General features: G+C 60.7%; 18 protein-coding genes. 8 read left to right on the forward strand and 10 right to left on the reverse strand.

Annotation, left to right across the window (positions count from 1 at the left end; all coding sequences use genetic code 11):
- Nucleotides 1-10: 10 nt before the first annotated feature.
- Together proC and AB4O41_RS18755 are read right to left on the reverse strand one after the other, a co-directional pair.
- Nucleotides 11-829: a pyrroline-5-carboxylate reductase gene (gene proC, locus AB4O41_RS18750; protein ID WP_460144242.1), complete on the reverse strand. Its 819-nt coding sequence runs from the start codon at nucleotides 827-829 to the stop codon at nucleotides 11-13.
- A gap of 36 nt (nucleotides 830-865) precedes the next feature.
- Entirely contained in the window at nucleotides 866-1,564 is a 699-nt protein-coding gene (locus AB4O41_RS18755) for a YggS family pyridoxal phosphate-dependent enzyme (protein WP_460144243.1), read from the reverse strand.
- Between the two features lie 195 nt (nucleotides 1,565-1,759).
- Between AB4O41_RS18755 and AB4O41_RS18760 the strand changes: the two genes are divergently transcribed.
- Nucleotides 1,760-2,794 (forward strand): type IV pilus twitching motility protein PilT, encoded by a 1,035-nt coding sequence (locus AB4O41_RS18760; protein ID WP_460144244.1) that lies wholly within the window; start codon nucleotides 1,760-1,762, stop codon nucleotides 2,792-2,794.
- 143 nt (nucleotides 2,795-2,937) lie between these two features.
- On the opposite strand, the gene AB4O41_RS18765 is transcribed toward AB4O41_RS18760, so the two are convergent.
- Nucleotides 2,938-3,558, reverse strand: a complete 621-nt coding sequence (locus tag AB4O41_RS18765; protein WP_367373309.1) for a C40 family peptidase — start codon at nucleotides 3,556-3,558, stop codon at nucleotides 2,938-2,940.
- A gap of 249 nt (nucleotides 3,559-3,807) precedes the next feature.
- Here AB4O41_RS18765 and AB4O41_RS18770 point away from each other — a divergent pair, with 249 nt between their 5' ends.
- A complete protein-coding gene (locus AB4O41_RS18770) occupies nucleotides 3,808-4,239 on the forward strand; it encodes an NINE protein (RefSeq protein WP_367373308.1) in 432 nt (143 codons plus the stop codon).
- Nucleotides 4,240-4,336: 97 nt separating this feature from the next.
- Here the strand turns inward: AB4O41_RS18770 and AB4O41_RS18775 are convergent, their stop codons facing one another.
- The 7 genes from AB4O41_RS18775 to gshB form a co-directional block, all read right to left on the reverse strand.
- Complete coding sequence (locus AB4O41_RS18775) at nucleotides 4,337-5,608, reverse strand: dihydroorotase (protein WP_460144245.1); 1,272 nt, start codon at nucleotides 5,606-5,608, stop codon at nucleotides 4,337-4,339.
- Nucleotides 5,605-6,609 (reverse strand): aspartate carbamoyltransferase catalytic subunit, encoded by a 1,005-nt coding sequence (locus tag AB4O41_RS18780; protein ID WP_007897943.1) that lies wholly within the window; start codon nucleotides 6,607-6,609, stop codon nucleotides 5,605-5,607. The genes AB4O41_RS18775 and AB4O41_RS18780 overlap by 4 nt, the downstream gene beginning before the upstream one ends.
- Before the next feature lie 27 nt (nucleotides 6,610-6,636).
- Nucleotides 6,637-7,140, reverse strand: a complete 504-nt coding sequence (gene pyrR, locus AB4O41_RS18785; RefSeq protein WP_008068126.1) for a bifunctional pyr operon transcriptional regulator/uracil phosphoribosyltransferase PyrR — start codon at nucleotides 7,138-7,140, stop codon at nucleotides 6,637-6,639.
- A 99-nt stretch (nucleotides 7,141-7,239) separates the two neighbouring features.
- Nucleotides 7,240-7,677: a Holliday junction resolvase RuvX gene (gene ruvX, locus AB4O41_RS18790; RefSeq protein WP_007897947.1), complete on the reverse strand. Its 438-nt coding sequence runs from the start codon at nucleotides 7,675-7,677 to the stop codon at nucleotides 7,240-7,242.
- The gene (locus AB4O41_RS18795; RefSeq protein WP_460144246.1) at nucleotides 7,677-8,249 is read right to left on the reverse strand and encodes a YqgE/AlgH family protein; all 573 of its coding nucleotides are present in this window, start codon (nucleotides 8,247-8,249) and stop codon (nucleotides 7,677-7,679) included. The genes ruvX and AB4O41_RS18795 overlap by 1 nt, the downstream gene beginning before the upstream one ends.
- A gap of 192 nt (nucleotides 8,250-8,441) precedes the next feature.
- A complete protein-coding gene (locus AB4O41_RS18800; protein WP_460144247.1) occupies nucleotides 8,442-9,341 on the reverse strand; it encodes a TonB family protein in 900 nt (299 codons plus the stop codon).
- Between the two features lie 77 nt (nucleotides 9,342-9,418).
- Nucleotides 9,419-10,372, reverse strand: coding sequence for a glutathione synthase (gene gshB / locus AB4O41_RS18805; protein ID WP_038980983.1), 954 nt, complete (start codon nucleotides 10,370-10,372; stop codon nucleotides 9,419-9,421).
- 221 nt (nucleotides 10,373-10,593) lie between these two features.
- Between gshB and pilG the strand changes: the two genes are divergently transcribed.
- The 6 genes from pilG (at nucleotide 10,594) to AB4O41_RS18835 (ending at nucleotide 20,603) form a co-directional block, all read left to right on the forward strand.
- Nucleotides 10,594-10,998, forward strand: a complete 405-nt coding sequence (gene pilG / locus AB4O41_RS18810; protein ID WP_038980984.1) for a twitching motility response regulator PilG — start codon at nucleotides 10,594-10,596, stop codon at nucleotides 10,996-10,998.
- Nucleotides 10,999-11,055: 57 nt separating this feature from the next.
- On the forward strand, nucleotides 11,056-11,421 hold the full coding sequence (gene pilH / locus AB4O41_RS18815) for a twitching motility response regulator PilH (protein WP_007897961.1): 366 nt from the start codon (nucleotides 11,056-11,058) through the stop codon (nucleotides 11,419-11,421).
- A 10-nt stretch (nucleotides 11,422-11,431) separates the two neighbouring features.
- Entirely contained in the window at nucleotides 11,432-11,986 is a 555-nt protein-coding gene (locus AB4O41_RS18820; protein WP_460144248.1) for a chemotaxis protein CheW, read from the forward strand.
- A gap of 171 nt (nucleotides 11,987-12,157) precedes the next feature.
- Nucleotides 12,158-14,215 carry a methyl-accepting chemotaxis protein gene (locus AB4O41_RS18825; protein WP_460144249.1) on the forward strand — a complete coding sequence of 686 codons (2,058 nt, stop codon included), beginning with the start codon at nucleotides 12,158-12,160 and terminating at the stop codon, nucleotides 14,213-14,215.
- Between the two features lie 36 nt (nucleotides 14,216-14,251).
- A complete protein-coding gene (locus AB4O41_RS18830) occupies nucleotides 14,252-20,155 on the forward strand; it encodes an Hpt domain-containing protein (protein WP_460144250.1) in 5,904 nt (1,967 codons plus the stop codon).
- Complete coding sequence (locus AB4O41_RS18835; protein ID WP_253546493.1) at nucleotides 20,148-20,603, forward strand: chemotaxis protein CheW; 456 nt, start codon at nucleotides 20,148-20,150, stop codon at nucleotides 20,601-20,603. Before AB4O41_RS18830 ends, AB4O41_RS18835 begins: the two co-directional genes overlap by 8 nt.
- Nucleotides 20,604-20,694 lie beyond the last annotated feature (91 nt).

Here is a 20,694-nt window from a genome sequence, read left to right on the forward strand (position 1 = left end):
TAAGAGCTGATTAGCGACCGAGTTGCTCAGCCATCTCGGCCGAGCGGTGCGCGGCGGCGCCGAGTGCTTTTTCGACCAGGGCTTCGAAGCCGCCGGTCTGGAACGACTTGATCGCCGCTTCGGTGGTGCCTGCAGGCGACGTCACGCGGCGACGCAATTCAGCCGCATCGACATCACTGGCGACCGCCATGTGTGCTGCGCCCAACGCGGTTTGCACGGTCAGTTGGGCGGCGATGTCCGCTGGCAGACCGAGCTTCACGCCCGCGGCGGTCATGGCTTCGATCAGTAGGAAGAAGTACGCAGGACCCGAGCCGGAAACGGCGGTGACTGCATCCAGTTGCTGTTCTTCGTTCAGCCACAGGGCAATGCCAACCGCCGACAGCAGCTCTTCAGCTTGCTGGCGTTGTTGGGCGCTCACTTCGCTGGTGGCGAACAAGCCGCTCACGCCCTGACGCAGCAGCGCCGGGGTATTGGGCATGCAGCGCACGATAGGCTGGGCGCCAAGCCAGTTGTTCATGCTGGCGCAGGTGATGCCGGCGGCAATCGAGACAACCAGTTGATTCGGCTGGAGGCTTGGGCGAATGGCTTCGCAAACGGTTTTCATCGCCTGCGGTTTGACCGCCAGCACGATCACGTCCACGCCCTGAATGGCGTCGGCGTTGTCGGCAAACACTTCGATGCCGTGTTCGGCGCTCACGCGGGCACGGGTTTCTTCACCCGGATCGCTGGCGCGGATCTGCGCGGCGTCCAGACCTTTGGCGCGCAGGCCGCCGATCAGGCTGGCGGCCATGTTGCCGGCTCCGATAAAGGCAATACGAGTCTTGCTCATGTCAGGTCCTTATAAAGAGAGGTGTCAGCCATTGTTTCAAGACTGGCGATGCATTTGTTGAGAGCCGCGAGCGCCAAAAAGGGCTGTTCCGATACGGACCCAAGTGGCGCCTTGAGCAATGGCCGACTCGAGGTCGTGGCTCATGCCCATGGAAAGTGTGTCGAGTGGCAGATTCAGGCTGGCTTGCAGGCTCTGCACGGCAGCAAAGGCTGCATCCTGGGCGGCGCGATCTTCCGTCGGCTCGGGAATCGCCATCAGGCCGCGCAATTTCAAGCGCGGCAGAGCGCTGATGGCATCGGCCAGGGCGGGCAGATCGGCCGGGGTGCAGCCGGACTTGCTGGCTTCACCACTGACGTTGACCTGGATGCAGATGTTCAATGGAGGCAAATCGGCAGGGCGTTGTTCGGACAGGCGTTGTGCGATTTTCAAGCGATCCACGGAATGCACCCAGTCGAAATGCTCGGCGATAGCGCGAGTCTTGTTCGATTGAATGGGGCCGATGAAGTGCCAGATCAAGGGCAGGTCGGCCAATTCGAGCTGTTTGCTCAAGGCTTCCTGCAAGTAGTTCTCGCCAAAATCGCGCAGGCCGGCGGCATACGCTTCACGCAAGGCCTCGGCGGGCTTGGTCTTGCTCACAGCCAGCAGCTGGATACTGTGCTCGTCGCGTTTTGCGGCGAGGGCAGCAGCACGGATGCGTGAACTAACCTGAGCAATGTTGTCTGCTATCGTGGACATCAAATCCTGCCTGAAAAGTGCCTACACTCGATCATGCGGCGTTAAAAGTCGACTCAGAATGCTTATTGACTGACGTCAACTCCGCTTCTTCGCCGACTTTTGCCTTGCCTGATCATCGCTCGGCTACTTTTCGGGCGAGGATTGGGCGCCAGCGGGTCTGAGGTTCGCGGCATTCTACTGGAATTGAGGAGCGCTATGGATATCACTGAGCTGCTGGCTTTCAGCGCCAAACAAGGCGCGTCTGACCTGCACCTGTCCGCCGGCCTGCCACCGATGATCCGAGTCGACGGCGATGTGCGACGCATCAACCTGCCGGCCCTGGACCACAAGGAAGTGCATGAGCTGATCTACGACATCATGAACGACCTCCAGCGGGTGGACTTCGAGAAGCATCTTGAAACCGACTTTTCCTTCGAAGTGCCCGGTGTGGCACGTTTTCGGGTCAATGCCTTCAACCAGAATCGTGGTGCTGGCGCGGTATTCCGGACCATCCCGTCCAAGGTTCTGAGCATGGACGACCTGGGGATGGGGGAAGTGTTTCGCAAGATTACCGAAGCGCCCCGAGGTCTGGTGCTGGTGACCGGTCCGACCGGTTCCGGCAAGTCCACCACATTGGCGGCGATGATCGATCACCTGAACAACCATCGCCATCACCACATACTCACCATCGAAGACCCCATCGAATTCGTCCACGAATCGCGCAAATGCCTGATCAATCAGCGCGAAGTTCATCGCGATACCCGCAGCTTCGCCACGGCCCTGCGCTCGGCCCTTCGCGAAGACCCGGACGTGATTCTGGTAGGGGAAATGCGTGATCTGGAGACTATTCGACTGGCATTGACTGCCGCCGAAACGGGTCACCTGGTATTTGGCACGTTGCACACCACATCAGCGGCGAAAACCATCGACCGGGTGGTGGACGTGTTTCCGGGCGACGAGAAATCGATGGTGCGTTCAATGCTCTCCGAGTCGTTGCTGGCGGTGGTGTCGCAGACATTGATCAAGAAAGTCGGCGGCGGGCGAATTGCCGCCCACGAAATCATGCTTGGCACTTCGGCGATCCGTAACCTGATCCGTGAAGACAAGGTGGCGCAGATGTATTCGTCGATTCAGACCGGAGGGTCGCTGGGGATGCAGACACTGGATATGTGCCTGAAGGAGCTGGTGACCAAGGGCGTGATCAGTCGCGAGCATGCGCGGGAGAAGGCGCGGTCGCCGGATAATTTTTAAGGCTGGAATGCGAACCTGTGGCGAGGGAGCTTGCTCCCGCTGGGCTGCGAAGCGGCCCCAAAAAACTGCGAGCGCTGCGCACTCGAGCGGGAGCAAGCTCCCTCGCCACAAATGCCCGCCTTCAGAAGGAGGGGGATTTCAAATCAACGCTGAACAACCCGCAACGCGTTCTGTTCTTTCGGCAGAACCCGCTTGGCAACCACGTAGTGGCTTTCCCAGTACGGTTTCTTCAGGGTGTCGATGCTCACCGACTTGCCACGGCGCGGTGCGTGGATGAAGCGGTCGTTGCCCAGGTAGATGGCAACATGATTGACCCGACGGCTCTTGATGTTGAAGAAAATCAGGTCGCCTGGCTTCAGATCGTTGCGATCGACTTTCTCACCATGACCGCTGGCCATGGCGTTAGAGGTACGTGGCAAGTCGAACGTGGCGTCGTTGAACGCGTATTTCACCAGACCGCTGCAATCGAACCCTTTACTTGGGCTGCTGCCGCCCCAACGATAAGGCGTACCGAGCACGTTTACCGCGCGGCTCAGCACGTTACTGCTTTCCTTGGTCGCCATCGGCGGGACCAGCTTGCTGTTTACGCTGCTCAGTTGGCTGGAGCGTTTTACGGTCTGTTTGTTTTTGCTCGAAGGAGCAGAAACATGGGATTTTGGAGTGTAACCATTAACGTTAGGAAGACGTTGCTCACGATTGGTGGCGTGGGCGGCCAAGGGCAATAATAGGCAAATGGTTAGCCATGTCTTGAAAAATGGACGCATTAGGCAAGGCTCATATAGGTGAACGCGCAACTTTATAACAGCTTTTTTGGCCCTTCCGAGTCCGTTGGTCGATTCACTTTGCGGGCAATGGAACCAAATAAGCAGAAAATGGACGCGATTGTCGGACAGAGGTCAGGTATTACAAGGCTTTGACAGGAATGAAGGTAGCATTTGCCGTATGTCGGCCGCCTGTAAAAAAGTCACAAATAATTCAAGAATATTTCTCTATCGTGTGAGTCGAGGTCATCCATGAACACCTATCAACACCCCGTTTCAGGGCAAGACACGCACAGCAAAGTGATTGGTTACCTGTTATGGATTTTCGGTTTTACCGGGGCTCACCGCTTCTATTACGGCAAACCGGTGACCGGGACGATCTGGTTTTTTACCTTCGGTTTGCTGGGTATCGGCTGGTTGATCGACGTGTTTCTGATCCCTGCCATGGATCGTGAAGCGGACCTGCGCTTTACCGCTGGCCCCATCGAATACAACGTTGCGTGGATTCTGCTGACGTTTCTCGGGGTCTTTGGCGTACACCGGATGTATCAGGGGAAGTGGATCAGCGGGTTGCTGTACCTGGTGACGGGCGGGGTGTTCTTTCTGGGGGTGTTGTATGACTTCTGGACGTTGAATGACCAAGTGTCTATTCGCAACGCGCAGAATAGAGGCGCCTTCCAATAAGTTGTGGCGAGGGAGCTTGCTCCCGCTGGGTCGCGAAGCGACCCCAAAACAGGTCTGCTGCGCAGCCCAGCGGGAGCAAGCTCCCTCGCCACAGGTCTTAAGCCTGGTGGCTGATCCGTCCATCCACCAGGGTGTAACGCACTACACCCGGCAAGCTGTGACCAATGAACGGGCAGTTTTCGCCCTTGGACAGCCAGGTCTCACCGGCCACGGTCGAGGCCGCCGGGTCGAACAGTACGATATCTGCTGGCCCACCCACCGCCAGCTTACCCGCCGGCAAGCGCAACGCTTCGGCAGGACCGGCGCCCAAGCGTGCGAGCAGCGTCGGCAAGTCGAGCAAACCGTCTACCACCAAGGTCATCGCCAGCGGCAGCAGCAGTTCAACACTGCTGATGCCCGGCTCGGTGGCACCGAACGGCGCCAGTTTAGCATCGCGTTCATGGGGCTGGTGATGGCTGGAGATGGCTGACACCACCCCCGACTTCACCGCTGCCCGCAGGCCATCGCGATCCGCACGAGTGCGCAGCGGCGGCTGGACGTGGTAGAGGCTGCTGAAGTCAATCAGCGCTTCGTCGGTGAGGATCAGCTGATACAACGCCACGTCCGCCGTGACCTTCAGGCCACGGGCCTGGGCCTGAGCGATCAGCGCCACACCGCGCGCGCTGGTGAGCTGGCTGAAGTGCGCACGCACGCCGCTTTGCTCGACCAGCAGCAGATCCCGGGCCAGGGCCACGGTTTCGGCGGTTTCCGGAATGCCCGGCAGACCCAGAAAACTGGCGGTCGGGCCTTCGTGAGCCAGGCCACCTTCGGCCAGATCATGGTCCTGCGAGTTGAAAATTACCGTCAGGTCGAACGTCGCCGCATATTCCAGCGCCCGGCACAGGGTGCGGGTATTGCGGAAACTCTCCAGACCGTTGCCGAAGGCCACGCAGCCGGCATCGCGCAAGGCGACCAGTTCGGCCAGCTGTTCGCCGTCCAGGCCTTTGCTCAGGGCGCCGATCGGGAAGACTTTGGTGTTGCCAGCCTCCCGGGCGCGGTCGAGGATCAGTTCGGCCACCGCCGAGGTATCCAGCACCGGTTTGGTTTTTGGTGGGCAGCACAGGCTGGTCACGCCACCGGCAGCAGCTGCGCGGGTTTCGCTGGCGATCGAGCCTTTGCGGCTGTAGCCCGGTTCGCGCAGGGCGACGTTCAGGTCAACCAGGCCCGGAGCCGCCACCAGGCCCTTGGCGTCGATGGTGTCTACTGCAACGAAACCGGCCGGAGCGGCGCCAAGGGCGACGATCTTGCAGGCTTCAACGTGGATATCAGTCACTTGATCCAGGCCGCTGGCCGGATCGATAACGCGTGCGCCGAGAATGCTGAGCTTCACTGGGCGTTCTCCTGCTCGAATTGGCGCTGGGCTGTTTGCCCGCTCATGGCCATGGACAGCACAGCCATACGAATCGCGATGCCGTAGGTCACCTGGTTGAGGATCACCGAATGCGGGCCGTCGGCCACCGCCGACTCAATTTCCACCCCGCGGTTGATCGGCCCCGGGTGCATGACGATGCAATCCGGTTTGGCCCCGGCCAGGCGCGCGGTGGTCAGGCCGAACAGGCGGTAGAACTCACCTTCGCTCGGCAGCAGGCCGCCGGTCATGCGTTCACGCTGCAGGCGCAGCATGATCACCACGTCGACGTCTTTCAGGCCTTCGGTCATGTCGGTGTAGACCTTCACACCGTACTGCTCGATGCCGATCGGCAGCAGGGTTTTCGGCGCGATCACGCGGATGTCCGGGCAGCCGAGGGTTTTCAGGGCCAGCATGTTCGAGCGCGCCACCCGCGAGTGCAGGATGTCGCCGACGATGGCCACCGAGAGGTTTTCGAAGCCGCCCTTGTGCCGACGAATCGTGAGCATGTCGAGCATGCCCTGAGTCGGGTGGGCGTGACGGCCGTCGCCGCCGTTGATGATCGCCACTTGCGGGCAGACATGCTCGGCGATGAAGTGCGCCGCGCCGGAATCACCGTGACGCACGACGAACATGTCGGCGGCCATGGCTTCCAGGTTGCGCAGGGTGTCGAGCAGGGTTTCGCCCTTGCTCGCCGACGACGTGGACACGTTCAGGGTGATCACGTCTGCCGACAGCCGCTGGGCCGCCAGTTCGAAGGTGGTGCGGGTGCGGGTGGAGTTCTCGAAGAACACGTTGCACACGGTCTTGCCGCGCAGCAACGGGACTTTCTTCACCGCCCGGGCGCCCACTTCGAGGAACGAGTCGGCGGTGTCGAGGATTTCCGTCAGCAGCTCGCGGCGCAAACCGTCGAGCGAGAGGAAGTGGCGCAGCTGGCCCTGATCATTGAGCTGCAGCGGGCGCTTGGTTTCTAGAGGCGTCATCGCGAGGGGGACTCTCAATAGGGCGAATTAAAGGGCGAGGTCTTGAAGTTCGAGCTTGAGTTCCGGGCCGGACAGTTTCACTCGTTCGTGGGCCGCCAGCGACAGAGTGGCGCCAACCACGTTCGGGCGGATCGGCAGCTCACCGGCGTCCAGGTCCAGCAGGCACACCAGCGTCACGCTGGCTGGGCGGCCGTAGTCGAAGAGTTCGTTCATCGCGGCGCGGATGGTCCGACCGCTCATGAGCACGTCATCGATCAGCACCAGGTGCTGGCCTTCAATCTCGAATGGCAGTGCGGATGGGCGTACTTGTGGGTGCAGGCCGTTCTGGCTGAAATCGTCGCGGTAGAACGAAACGTCCAGGGTGCCCAGGGGCGAATCGCTGCCCAGTTCATCGAGCAACGCCTGCGCGACCCAGACGCCACCGGTCCGAATGCCGATATAGCGCGGTTCGCTGATGCCCCGTTTGGCCAGATAGGTGTCAAGACGGATCGCCATCTGGCTGATCAGTTCGGCGGGATTGGGCAGGCTCATGGTTTGCTCCTTCTTTGTCCCGAGCCGGATGCTGCTTGAGTGGTGGCTCGGGTTGTAGCTAAGGGAGACGCCGCAGCGGCTCTTCAGAATTAGGTGCGGTCAGGATTCGAACAGCGCGGTGTTTTCGTCGAGCCAGCCTTGCAACAGCAGCGCGGCGGCGATGGCATCGACCGGGTTGTCGCGGTAACTGCCTTTCTGGCCGCCCCGGACCAGGCGTTCGCCCTTGGCCTCGAAGGTGGTCAGGCGCTCGTCATGCGTATAGAAGGGCAGGTTGTAGCGGCCGTTCAGGCGTCGGGCGAATTTCTCGGCCCGCAGGCACATGTCGCTTGGCGTGCCATCCATGTTCAGCGGCAGGCCGACCACCACAGCGTCGGGTTTCCACTCTTTAATCAGGGCTTCGACCTGATTCCAGTCGGGAATGCCGTTTTGCGCCTTCAAGGTGCACAGCTCGCGGGCCTGGCCGGTAATCACCTGGCCGACCGCAACGCCGATCTGTTTGGTGCCGTAGTCGAAACCCAAAATCAACCGCAGGGCCATCAGGCGTGCCCCGCCTGGCTGGTGAGCAGGCTGAGATTGACGCCCAAGTGTTTGGCTGCCGCTTCAAGACGCAATTCGCTGCTGGTGTTGAACAGGATGTCGGCATCGAACGGGCAGGTCAGCCAGGCGTTGTCGGCCAGTTCGGCTTCCAATTGCCCGGGTTCCCAACCGGCGTAGCCGAGGGTGATCAGGCTTTTCGCGGGACCGACGCCGTCGGCGATGGCGAACAGCACGTCCTGGGAGGTCGAGAGGGACAACTCGCCTTCCAGATCAACGGTCGCCTGAAAAGATTTACCCGATGGGTGCAGGACAAAACCGCGATCGGTTTGCACCGGGCCACCCATAAAGATCGGCACATGCTGGCAGAGCAACGGCGGTTCGATATCGGGGCGCAATTGCTCGAGGATATCGGCCAGGTTCAGGTCCTGCGGACGGTTGACCACCAGCCCCATGGCACCATTGGCCGTGTGCTCGACGATGTAGGTCAAGGTGTGCGCAAAGTTCGGGTCGGCCATGTGAGGCATGGCGATCAGGAAGTGATGCTTGAGGTAGCTGGGGCTGACGTTCTTCATGAGCGCTAGTGTGGCGTTGGAGGGGCGAACTGACAAGCCGGGGATGCATAGGAAATGCCCCCAATACCCCTGACAACACAGATCAAATGTGGGAGCGGGCTTGCTCGCGAAGAGGGCGGTACATTCAACATTGATGTCGACTGACCCGACGCTTTCGCGAGCAAGCCCGCTCCCACAGGGGTTTTGTGCTGGTCAATTACTGGAGAGCCTGTCCCCACGTGCAAACTTCCACGTGCGGATGATTTCCAGACGATCGATGTCTGACAGATCCCCGGTAAACGGTGCAAACGGCGCCGCGAGCCTTACGATGCGCTGCGCCGCCTGATCCAGCAGCGGCTGCCCAGACGATTCCAGCACCAGCACTTCATACAGCGAGCCGTCGCGGTTGATCGAGACCATCAGTCGCAAATTGCCGTAGATCTGTTTGCGCCGGGCTTCGTCGGGGTAGTTGAGGTTGCCGATACGCTCGACCTTCTTGCGCCATTCATCTTTGTACCAGGCGCCTTTGTCGCGCATGGTCGACGCAGCGCTCAAGCGGTGGATGCGCGGGCGCTTGGCGTACAGCTGTTGTTCGTTGGCCAGTTCCGCTTCCAGGCTGGCGATGTCGCTGGACAGCTGCGAGCTGTCGAACGTCGGTGCCGCCACTTGGGGTTTGGTCAGGGGCTTGGGTTCTTCAGTCTTGGTTGCGGCTTTTTTCGGCTTCGGCGCGACGGTGGTCACAGACGCCTTGGGCGCGGCTTCCTGCACTTGAGGCTTGGCCGCCGGCGGTGGGGTGACTTGCTGCACCTTGTTGTCCTGGAAGGGCGCGACCTCGGTGGTCTTGGGAATCGCCTTTTTCTCCAGCGTGCCGCTGCCTTGCTGATTTTCCTGGGCGAGAAAGTCAGCTTTCGCAGGCTTCTTTTCGCTTTTGAAAGTGGCGAGGGTGATTTCCAGGGTTTTGCTGATTTGCTTGGGTTCGACCATGGAGAACCCGACGCCCAACAGCAAGGCCAGGTGAATCAGCGCCGCGAGGAACAGGGTGAAACCGAGGCGATCAGCCGGTCGCACGCCACGGTGGGCGAGTTCAGGGGGCAGATCGGACGGGAGTGTCATAACAAGAAAACCAACATCGCGTTTTTTACAAGCCGGGGATGATAACGCAATGTTGGTTGTTTCTTGGCTGTTCTCGATCAACGAGTCTTGAGCTTCTGATCGATGGCATCCATCAGAAGGCCACCAATGTCGGTGCCGAACGCGTTATCGATCTCGCGAATGCAGGTCGGGCTGGTGACGTTGATTTCGGTCAGATGCTCACCGATCACGTCGAGACCGACGAACAGCAAGCCCTTCTCACGCAGGGTCGGGCCGACTTGCGCGGCGATCCAGCGATCTTTCTCGGTCAGCGGTCGGGCTTCGCCACGGCCACCGGCGGCGAGGTTGCCACGGGTTTCGCCGAGCGCGGGAATCCGTGCCAGGCAGTAATCCACCGGCTCGCCGTCGATCATCAGGATGCGTTTGTCGCCATCAACGATCGCCGGCAGGTAACCCTGGATCATGATCTGCTGACGGCCATGCAAGGTCAGGGTTTCGAGGATCACCGACAGGTTCGGGTGGCCAGCGGTATGACGGAAGATCGACGAGCCGCCCATGCCATCCAGGGGCTTGAGGATCACGTCACCGTGATGGTCGGCGAATTCACGCAATACGTCCGGGCGACGGCTGACGATGGTCGGCGGCGTGCACTGCGGGAACAGCGTGGCGAACAGCTTTTCGTTGCAGTCACGCAGGCTTTGCGGCTTGTTGACCACCAGTACGCCAGCATTTTCCGCTTGCTCCAGCAAATACGTGGAATAGACGAATTCCATGTCGAACGGCGGATCCTTGCGCATCAGGATCACGTCCAGGTCGCTCAGCAGCGCATCGCTTTCGGCGCCCAGCTCAAACCATTTTTCCGGGTTGGCGAACACCTTCAGCGGACGCATCCGTCCGCGAGCCTCGCCTTCGGCCTGATACAAATCGCGCTGTTCCATATAGAACAGTTCCCAGCCACGCTTTTGCGCGGCCAGCAGCATGGCCAGCGAGCTATCCTTTTTATAGGAGATGCTGGCGATAGGATCCATGACAATCCCGACGCGAACGCTCATGGGGTTTTCCTCGAAATTGGGGTGGAAAGTGTGGTGAAAAAGTGGCGTCAGAGTGGCGCTGAGTGTGTTCCCGGTCAAGGAAAAACCACCGTCAGGGTCGCCCGATAGATTGGAGGGGGAGACTGTGCTAAAAAGGCTCGGCCCTTGATCAATAAGGGTTTTGAGCCATCGATGAGCCGTAAACGGACAATTTGATTCACAAAGGCGACGGTAGAGCCACTATGGAACAGCATTCCAGCGCCTTGAAGGTCATGGTGATCGATGATTCGAAAACGATTCGTCGCACCGCCGAAACGCTGTTGAAAAACGTGGGCTGTGAAGTCATCACCGCAATCGACGGTTTCGATGCCCTGGCCAAGATTGCCGACAATCATCCCGGCATCATCTTTGTCGACATCATGATGCCGCGTCTGGATGGTTATCAGACCTGCGCTTTAATCAAGAACAACAGTGCGTTCAAGTCCACGCCAGTGATTATGCTGTCGTCCAAGGACGGGTTGTTCGACAAGGCCAAAGGTCGGATCGTCGGTTCCGACCAGTTTTTGACCAAGCCTTTCAGCAAGGAAGAACTGCTGAACGCGATTCAGGCCCATGTACCGGGCTTCGCCGCCGTTTCGCCGCAGTAGGACACGCACAGTGACGCTCGGCCATGGGGCCCGGTGTCGACAAGAATGGGGAAGACCATGGCACGTATTCTGATCGTCGATGACTCGCCGACCGAAATGTACAAATTGACCGGCATGCTCGAAAAGCACGGTCATGAGGTGTTGAAAGCCGAAAACGGCGCAGACGGCGTGGCCCTGGCCCGTCAGGAAAAACCCGACGCGGTGCTGATGGACATCGTCATGCCCGGCCTCAACGGTTTCCAGGCGACCCGTCAGCTGACCAAAGACCCGGAAACCGGGCACATTCCGGTGATCATCATCACCACCAAGGATCAGGAAACCGACAAGGTCTGGGGTACGCGCCAGGGCGCCAAGGACTACCTGACCAAACCGGTCGACGAAGACACCCTGATCAAAACCCTGAACAACGTGCTGGCCGGTTGATCGTCCGGTCATGACCGAGTCGCTGACGGCTTTCGAACTGCTGCTGCAGATTGACCAGCGCTGTCGTCTGCTGGCGGCGGACCTGCCGTCCCAGCCGACCCGACAGGACAGCTGGAGCGGCATCGGCTTTCGCTTGGGCGAGCATTGGTACGTCGCGCCCATGGGCGAAGTCAGTGAAGTCCTGCATGAACCGCGCGTTACGCAATTGCCGGGAGTCAAACCCTGGGTCAAGGGCGTGGCTAACCTGCGCGGGCGCCTGCTGCCGATCATGGATTTGCATGGCTTTTTTTATGGTCATGAGCCCGGCCATGAATCGCCTGCCTTGCGCAAGCAACGGCGGATATTGGTGGTGGAGCACAAAGACGTGTTTGCAGGGTTGATGGTCGATGAGGTCTTCGGCTTGCAGCACTTTGCCCAGGACAGTCTGGAACCGGTACCGGTCGGTGACTTGCAAGGGCCGATGTCGGCGTTCGTCAAAGGCCGGTTTCAGCGTGAGCAGAAGTGGCAGGTGTTCAGCCCGTTTGCGTTGGCGCAGTCGCAAGGATTCATGAACGTCGCCGTATAACCGGCGCGACGCCGATCTAATGTGGGAGCGGGCTTGCTCGCGAAGAGGCCGGCACATCCAACAATGATGTCGACTGTGACACCGCCTTCGCGAGCAAGTCGGATCGCCGCACCGCCGCTCCCACAGGGTTCTGGGCAAGGTTCACAGATGTTGGTTAACAGGCGAGGACCGATGATAAAAGCAAACACAGGCAAGCCAGAAGGGTCGCGCAGCCGGTCGCAGATCATCGTGCTGTTCATCGCGCTGATTGTCTTCATCATGCTGCTGTTCGCCAACTTCGCGTACCTCAACACCCAGGCGAATTACGACAAACAGTACATCGGCCACGCCGGTGAGCTGCGCGTGCTGTCCCAACGCATCGCCAAGAACGCCACCGAAGCCGCCGCCGGCAAGGCTGCGGCGTTCAAATTGCTCAGCGATGCGCGCAACGACTTCGCCCAGCGTTGGGGTTATCTGAAGAAAGGCGATCCTTCCACCGGCCTGCCACCAGCACCCTCCACCGTGCGCCCGGAAATGCGCGCCGTGCAGCTGGATTGGGAGCGTCTGCTGAAAAATACCGACGCCATCCTCTCCAGCGAGCAGACCGTGTTGTCCTTGCATCAAGTGGCCGCAACCTTGGCCGAGACCGTGCCGCAGTTGCAGGTCGAGTATGAAAAGGTCGTCGAAACCCTCCTGCAACGTGGCGCCCCGGCCACTCAGGTGGCGATGGCCCAGCGTCAGTCGCTGCTGGCCGAGCGGATTCTCGGCGCGGTGAACACCGTGCTGTCCGGCGATGAAAATTCGCAGCAGGCGGCCGACGCTTTCGGTCGCGACGCGGCGCGTTTCGGCCTGGTGCTCAACGGCATGCTTCAGGGCAATGCGGCACTGAAAATCAGTCAGGTCGAAGACCGCGATGCGCGTACCCGTTTGACCGAAATCTCCGAACTGTTTGAATTCGTCTCGGGTTCGGTGGATGAAATCCTCGAAACTTCGCCGCAGCTGTTCAAGGTCCGCGAATCGGCCAGCAACATTTTTACCCTGTCGCAAACCCTGCTCGATGAAGCCTCGCACCTGGCCAGCCGTTTCGAAAACCTCGCCGGCGGGCGCAACACCGATACCATCGGGGGTTACGTGCTGGGCTTGCTCGCACTGACATCGATCATCCTCATCGGCCTAGTGATGGTGCGCGAAACCAACCGTCAGTTGCGGGAAACCGCCGAGAAGAACGAGCGCAACCAGAACGCGATCATGCGTTTGCTGGACGAAATCGAAGACCTCGCCGACGGCGACCTGACCGTGACCGCCTCGGTGACTGAAGATTTCACCGGGACCATCGCTGACTCGATCAACTATTCCGTCGACCAACTGCGCGATCTGGTGGCGACCATCAACCTCACCGCCGGCCAGGTTGCCGCCGCCGTGCAGGAAACCCAGGCCACCGCCATGCACCTGGCCCAAGCCTCGGAGCATCAGGCCCAGCAGATTTCCGAAGCCTCCACAGCCATCAACGACATGGCCCAGTCCATCGATCAGGTCTCGGCCAACGCCGCCGAATCCTCTGCGGTGGCCGAGCGCTCGGTGGAAATCGCCAACAAGGGCAACGAAGTGGTGCACAACACCATTCATGGCATGGACAATATTCGCGAGCAGATTCAGGACACCGCCAAGCGCATAAAACGGTTGGGTGAGTCTTCTCAGGAAATCGGCGATATTGTCAGCCTGATCGATGACATTGCCGACCAGACCAACATCCTCGCCCTCAACGCGGCCATTCAGGCGTCCATGGCCGGTGACGCCGGGCGCGGTTTTGCGGTGGTGGCCGACGAAGTACAGCGGTTGGCTGAGCGTTCGTCCGCGGCGACCCGGCAGATTGAAACGCTGGTGCGGGCGATTCAGACCGACACCAACGAAGCGGTAATTTCCATGGAGCAGACCACCACCGAAGTGGTGCGCGGCGCGCGTCTGGCGCAGGATGCCGGGGTGGCCCTGGAAGAAATCGAAGGTGTATCGAAGACCCTCGCGGCATTGATCCAGAGTATTTCCAACGCCGCGCAGCAACAGACTTCGTCGGCCGGCCAGATTTCCCTGACGATGAACGTGATCCAGCAGATCACCACGCAAACCTCGTCCGGCTCCACCGCCACCGCCGAGAGCATTGGCAACCTGGCGAAAATGGCCAGCCAGCTGCGGCGTTCGGTGTCCGGTTTCACCTTGCCGGCCGCTAAAACGCAGGCTGCGGACAAAGCTTGAACCGCCTCAGGGCGTATGCATTTGATTGGAGTAGTTATGGGTGATCGGCACGACTATGTGGCCCTCGAGTGGGTCAAAGGCGAGATTGCCGAAACGCTGAAACAGGCTCATCAGGCGATCGAAACCCTGATTGACGACCCGCAGGCGACGCACACACTGAGTGAGTGTCTGGCCTGTGTCCATCAGGTTCACGGTAGCTTGCAGATGGTCGAGTTTTACGGCGCGGCCCTGCTCGCCGAAGAGATCGAGCAGTTGACCAGCGCCTTAGAACAGAACCGCGTCAGCCATCGCGACGAGGCGATCCATCTGTTGCTGCAAGCCCTGGGGCAATTGCCGACTTACCTCGACCGGGTGCAAGGCGCCCGTCGTGATTTGCCTTTAGTCGTGTTGCCGCTGATCAACGACCTGCGCAGCGCCCGCGGCGAAAGCCTGTTATCGGAAACCAGCCTGTTCAGCCCGCAACTGCTGGAGCTGCCGCCCCTGAGCCAAGAGGCCCTGGCGCTGCTGGAGCCGTCCGACTTGCCGAATGTGCTGCGCAAGTTGCGGCAAATGTTGCAGATGGCCCTGGTCGGTTTGTTGCGTGAGCAGGATGACGAAACCCACTTCGGTTATCTGGCCAAAGTGTTTGCGCGCCTCGAAGCGCTGTGCGACAACGCGCCGCTGAGCCCGTTATGGCAAGTCGCTTCGGCACTGGTCGAAGGCATGCGCAATGGCTCGATTGCCAACAGCCCCGCGTTGCGCAGCCTGTTCAAGGACACCGACAAAGAGCTCAAGCGTTTGCTCGAACAGGGCATGCCCGGAATCAATCAACCGGCACCGCCGGAGCTGCTCAAGAGTTTGTTGTTCTATATTGCCAAGGCCGAACACCCCACCGGGCAGATGCTGACCATGAAAGATCGCTACTCACTTGACGATGCGCTACCCGACGGCGCGATGGTCGATGAAGAACGGGCACGGCTGGCCGGCCCTGACCGCGACGCCATGCGCTCGGTATTGGCGGCGCTGTGCGAAGAGCTGGTGCGGGTCAAGGAGCGCCTGGACTTGTTCGTGCGCAGCGATCGTCAGCACACCTCGGACCTCGAAAGCCTGCTGGCGCCCCTGCGGCAAATCGCCGACACCTTGGCGGTGCTCGGTTTCGGCCAGCCGCGCAAAGTCATCATCGATCAATTGGCGGTGGTGCTGAGCCTTGCTCAGGGCCAGCGTGAACCCAACGACGCGACCCTCATGGACGTCGCCGGGGCCTTGCTTTACGTCGAAGCGACCCTGGCCGGGATGGTCGGTACCGTGGAGCCGGAAAGCCAGGAAGACAGCCGTCTGCCGACCACCGACCTGACGCAGATCCATCAGATCGTGATCAAGGAAGCGCGCATTTGCCTGCAACAGGCCAAGGACATGATCGTCGACTACATCGACGCCGACTGGGACCGCCAGCATTTGCAACCCTTGCCGGCGTTGCTGACCCAGGTGCGCGGTGCGTTGGCGATGATTCCATTGGCCCGGGCGGCGAGCCTGGTCGAAACCTGCAACGGCTTCATCCGCGAGCATCTGCTGGTGGACCCTGGCCAACCCGGCTGGCAGCAACTGGACAGCCTGGCCGACGTCATCACCAGCATCGAGTATTACCTGGAGCGCCTCGGCGACGACCCCGAAGCACCGGGGGAACACCTGCTCGACGTCGCGGAAAAAGGCCTGGCCTCACTCGGCTTCTTCCCCAGCGAACAGCAGGTGCCGATGCTCAAGGAGGTGCTCAGCCCCAGTGAAGCCCTGGTCATGCAGGACATGCAGGAATTGGACGACCCCGAAACCGTTCAGTCTCTGGCCGATGTGCTGGCCAGCCCCGTATCGTCCGTCAACCCGCCAGCCCTGACCACGCCGGGCAGCCTGTTGCCGCCGCCCGCCGGTGAAAAACCGGTAGACGATGAGCTACGGGACGTCTTCCTCGAAGAGACTGACGAGGTGCTGGAAGTCCTCGAGGAGTATCTGCCGCGCTGGTCGGCCAATCCCGACAGCACATCGGCCTTGAGTGAACTACGCCGCGGCTTCCACACCCTCAAAGGCAGTGGCCGGATGGTCCGCGCGCTGGTGCTCGGTGAGTTGGCCTGGGCGGTGGAAAACCTGCTCAACCGTGTGCTTGAGCACAGCGTCGCCCCTTCGCCTGCGGTGCAACAACTGGTGGGCGATGCGCTGAAGCTGCTGCCGGAACTGGTGGCCGATTTCGCCGCCAATGCGCAGCGCCAACGCAACGATGTCGATCAATTGGCCGCTCGCGCCCATGCCCTCGCCAAGGGTGATAAGCCGGTGACCGACGAGGACACGCAGGATGTCGCGGCGCTCGATCCACTGTTGCTGGAGATCTTCCGCAACGAGGCGCAAACCCATCTAAGCAGCCTCAATCGCTTCCTCGACCAAGCCTGCGAACACGTGCCGCTCCAGGCCAGCGACGAGTTGCAGCGGGCGTTGCATACGCTCAAGGGTAGCGCCTCGATGGCTGGCGTACTGCCGATTGCCGAACTGGCGGCGCCCCTGGATCAACTGGCCCGGGAGTACAAGGCGCACCGGATTGCCCTCGACCTGGACGAAGTTGAATTGCTGCTGGAAGCCGAAGGGTTGTTCCGCCTTGGGCTGCGACAACTCAAGAGCGACCCGCTGGCTGAAATCCCCGACGCTCGCTCGCTGATCGAGCGAACCAAGGTATTGCTGGCCGAGCGTCTGCAAAGCCTGTTGAGCGCGCCCGATACGAAGCAGCGCATCAAGCGCGATCCGCAACTGATCAACAACTTCCTGGCCCAAGGCATGGACATCCTGCTGGACGCCGAAAGCCTGTTACAGCGCTGGCAGCAGCATCCCGGCGAGCGGCAGGAACTGAGCGCGCTACTGGACGAATTGACCACCCTCGGCGAAGGCGCGCACCTGGCCGATCTGCATCCGGTGGATGAACTCTGCGAAGCGTTGCTCGACCTCTATGGCGCTGTGGAAGAAAGCAGCCTGGCGGTCAGCGACAGGTTTTTCCATGAGGCGCAAAGTGCCCATGAAGCGCTGATCAACATGCTCGACGAACTGGCCGCCGGACAGGAAGTCACTGCGCAACCGGAACGCGTACGGGCCTTGCGCGGCTTGCTCGATGAGAGTCTCGATCCATCTTCCATGGGCCTGATCCGCAGTGACGGCAGCCGCACCCTGAGCATCCGCGAACTGGGCAGCGCCACGGCCGAGCTGGAGCAAGCCGCGACGCAGGTGGAGCTGGACGACGAAATCGTTTCGATCTTCCTCGAAGAGGCAGTGGATATCCTCGAAAGCGCCGGCCAGGCCTTGCAGCGCTGGCTGAGTGAGCCGGACAACGCCGCGCCGCTGTCGTCCTTGCAGCGCGATTTGCACACCCTCAAGGGCGGTGCGCGGATGGCCGAGATCGGTCCGGTCGGCGATCTGGCCCATGAATTGGAAAGCCTTTACGAAGGCTTGGTGGACCGCCGTTATAGCCACAGCGAAGGGCTGGCGCAGTTGCTGCAGCAGAGCCATGACCGACTGGCCATGTTCCTTGATCAGTTGCAGCACAATCGTCCTTTGGGTGATCCGGATGAGTTGATCGCGGCCATTCGTGAGTATCGCCAGGGCAATGCCGGCAGCGCCGAGGTGATCGAACCAGCGGTCAGCAATGACTCAGCGGGCCATGATTCCGAGCTTCTGGAAATCTTCCTCGAAGAAGGTTTCGACATCATTGAAAACTCCGGCGCGGCACTGTTGCGCTGGCAGGCCGAACCGTCGAATCGCCAAGAAGTGGAAACCCTGCTGCGCGACCTGCACACCCTCAAGGGTGGCGCTCGGATGGTGGAAATTGCACCGATTGGCGACCTGGCCCACGAACTGGAATTCCTCTACGAAGGCTTGTCGGCTGGCGTGCTGCAACCCACCGCCGAGCTATTCTCGCTGTTGCAACGCAGCCATGACCGACTGGCGCAGATGCTCGACGCCACCCGTGCCGGTCAGCCATTGCCGCCGGCCGATCGGCTGATCGATGCGATCAAGAATTTCAGCCATTCGGTGGTGCCCGAAACATCGGCACCCGTAACGCTGCCCGTAGCGCCAAAAGCCGAGCCGACCGTGCTACAACCGGAAGGTACCGACACGGTCAAGGTTTCGGCGGAGTTGCTCGACGTCCTGGTCAACCTGGCTGGGGAAACTTCAATCTTCCGCGGCCGCATCGAACAACAGGTCAACGACGCATGGGTGGCCCTGAGCGAAATGGAAACCACCATCGAGCGTATGCGCGACCAATTGCGCCGCCTCGATACCGAAACCCAGGGGCGGATTCTCAGCCGTCAGCAAGTTGAGGCTGAACGCCTGGGCTACGAAGAGTTCGACCCGCTGGAAATGGACCGTCACTCACAGTTGCAACAGTTGTCGCGGGCACTGTTCGAGTCCGCCTCCGACCTGCTCGACCTCAAGGAAACCCTCGAGCGGCGCAATCATGACGCGGAAAACCTGCTGCAACAGCAGGGCCGCATCAACACCGAATTGCAGGAAGGCCTGATGCGTACGCGCATGGTGCCGTTCGAGCGGATGCTGCCGCGTTTGAAGCGCATCGTTCGGCAGGTCGCCAGTGAACTGGGCAAGGACGTGGACTTCATCGTCGGCAACGCCGAAGGCGAGATGGACCGCAACGTCCTCGAACGCATGGCCGCGCCGCTGGAACACATGCTGCGCAACGCCGTCGACCATGGGCTGGAATCGGCCGAGGTGCGTATTGCGGCCGGTAAACCGGCCCAAGGCAAGATCACCCTCGACTTGTCGCGAGAGGGTGGCGACATCATTTTCGACATCCGCGACGACGGTGCCGGCGTGCCTTTGGACGCCGTGCGGCGCAAGGCGATCAAGCGCGGATTACTCCACCCGGAAAGCGATATCAGCGACCGCGATGTGCTGCAATTCATCCTGCAGCCGGGGTTCTCCACCGCCGAGAAAATCACTCAGATCTCCGGGCGTGGCGTCGGCATGGACGTGGTTCACGAAGAAGTCCGACAGCTCGGCGGCGGCATGACCATCGACTCTGTGCCAGGGCAGGGCGTGCACTTCCGGATTCGCCTGCCGTTCACCGTGTCGGTCAACCGCGCGTTGATGGTGCAGTGCGGAGAGGATCAATACGCGATCCCGCTGAACACCATTGATGGCATCGTTCGGGTGTTGCCCAACGAACTCGAAGGGCATTACCGGCTCGATCCGCCGACCTACGAATACGCCGGGCAACGTTATGAGTTGTGCTATCTCGGCGAGCTGTTGAAAACCAGCACCCGCCCGAAACTGTTGGGCCAGAGCCTGCCGTTGCCGGTGTTGCTGGTGCAATGCAACGAGCGGCATGTCGCGGTGCAGGTGGATGCCATGGCCGGCACCCGGGAAATCGTGGTCAAAAGCCTTGGCCCGCAGTTCGCCGCGGTGCAGGGTTTGTCCGGCGCGACGATTCTCGGCGATGGCCGGGTGGTACTGATTCTCGACTTGCTGGCGCCGATCCGTGCGATGCAAGCCCGGGTGCCGCAACGACCGGTGACGCAGGACGTAGAGCCCGAATCGCAACGGCCGTTGCTGGTGTTGGTGGTCGACGATTCGGTCACCGTGCGCAAGGTCACCAGCCGTCTGCTGGAACGCCACGGCATGAACGTGCTGACCGCCAAGGACGGGGTCGACGCCATGTTGCTGCTCGAAGAACACATGCCCGACCTGATGCTGCTGGACATCGAAATGCCGCGCATGGACGGCTTCGAAGTGGCGACCCAGGTACGCGCCGACGAGCGCTTGCAGCATTTGCCAATCATCATGATCACCTCCCGTACCGGCCAAAAACACCGCGACCGCGCCATGGCCATCGGCGTCAACGACTACCTCGGCAAGCCATACCAGGAGTCGGTGCTGCTCGACAGCATCGCCCGGTGGAGCAAAACCCATGCATGAACACCGCTCCAGCAATCTCACTGGCCTGTTACTGCCCTTGGCTGACCGCAACCTGATCCTGCCCAACGTCGCTGTCGCTGAGCTGATCGACTATCAACCGGGGGCGTTCGACCTCGATACACCGCCGTGGTATCTGGGGCGGGTGACGTGGCGGGAGCGACAGATTCCGTTGCTCAGTTTCGAATCGGCGTGTGGCAACAAAGTGGTGATCGGGGAGCGGGCGCGGATCGTCATCCTCAACGCCCTCGGCGGGCGGCCTGAGCTGAAATTCATTGCGTTATTGGTGCAGGGGATTCCGCGGTCTTACAAACTCGACAGTCAGTTGAGCTATGTCGATGTGCCGTTGTGTTCGCTGGAGCAGGCGGCGGTGCAAGTGGGGGAGCAAGTGGCGAAGGTGCCTGACTTGCTCGCGCTGGAAGAACTGCTAGTGAGTGCAGGCCTGGTCTGACCGGATCACTGTGGCGAGGGAGCTTGCTCCCGCTGGGTCGCGAAGCGGCCCCAAAACCTGCAATCCAGGTGTATCAGGTACACCGAGAACA

Source organism: Pseudomonas sp. S2_A02, from assembly GCF_054668495.1.

Bases quoted from the DNA above. Each gene is read 5' to 3' on its own strand.
- proC (WP_460144242.1), bottom strand. From the start codon at position 829: ATGAGCAAGACTCGTATTGCCTTTATCGGAGCCGGCAACATGGCCGCC.
- AB4O41_RS18755 (WP_460144243.1), bottom strand. From the start codon at position 1,564: ATGTCCACGATAGCAGACAACATTGCTCAGGTTAGTTCACGCATCCGT.
- AB4O41_RS18760 (WP_460144244.1), top strand. From the start codon at position 1,760: ATGGATATCACTGAGCTGCTGGCTTTCAGCGCCAAACAAGGCGCGTCT.
- AB4O41_RS18765 (WP_367373309.1), bottom strand. From the start codon at position 3,558: ATGCGTCCATTTTTCAAGACATGGCTAACCATTTGCCTATTATTGCCC.
- AB4O41_RS18770 (WP_367373308.1), top strand. From the start codon at position 3,808: ATGAACACCTATCAACACCCCGTTTCAGGGCAAGACACGCACAGCAAA.
- AB4O41_RS18780 (WP_007897943.1), bottom strand. From the start codon at position 6,609: ATGACGCCTCTAGAAACCAAGCGCCCGCTGCAGCTCAATGATCAGGGC.
- pyrR (WP_008068126.1), bottom strand. From the start codon at position 7,140: ATGAGCCTGCCCAATCCCGCCGAACTGATCAGCCAGATGGCGATCCGT.
- ruvX (WP_007897947.1), bottom strand. From the start codon at position 7,677: ATGGCCCTGCGGTTGATTTTGGGTTTCGACTACGGCACCAAACAGATC.
- AB4O41_RS18795 (WP_460144246.1), bottom strand. From the start codon at position 8,249: ATGAAGAACGTCAGCCCCAGCTACCTCAAGCATCACTTCCTGATCGCC.
- AB4O41_RS18800 (WP_460144247.1), bottom strand. From the start codon at position 9,341: ATGACACTCCCGTCCGATCTGCCCCCTGAACTCGCCCACCGTGGCGTG.
- gshB (WP_038980983.1), bottom strand. From the start codon at position 10,372: ATGAGCGTTCGCGTCGGGATTGTCATGGATCCTATCGCCAGCATCTCC.
- pilG (WP_038980984.1), top strand. From the start codon at position 10,594: ATGGAACAGCATTCCAGCGCCTTGAAGGTCATGGTGATCGATGATTCG.
- pilH (WP_007897961.1), top strand. From the start codon at position 11,056: ATGGCACGTATTCTGATCGTCGATGACTCGCCGACCGAAATGTACAAA.
- AB4O41_RS18820 (WP_460144248.1), top strand. From the start codon at position 11,432: ATGACCGAGTCGCTGACGGCTTTCGAACTGCTGCTGCAGATTGACCAG.
- AB4O41_RS18825 (WP_460144249.1), top strand. From the start codon at position 12,158: ATGATAAAAGCAAACACAGGCAAGCCAGAAGGGTCGCGCAGCCGGTCG.
- AB4O41_RS18830 (WP_460144250.1), top strand. From the start codon at position 14,252: ATGGGTGATCGGCACGACTATGTGGCCCTCGAGTGGGTCAAAGGCGAG.
- AB4O41_RS18835 (WP_253546493.1), top strand. From the start codon at position 20,148: ATGCATGAACACCGCTCCAGCAATCTCACTGGCCTGTTACTGCCCTTG.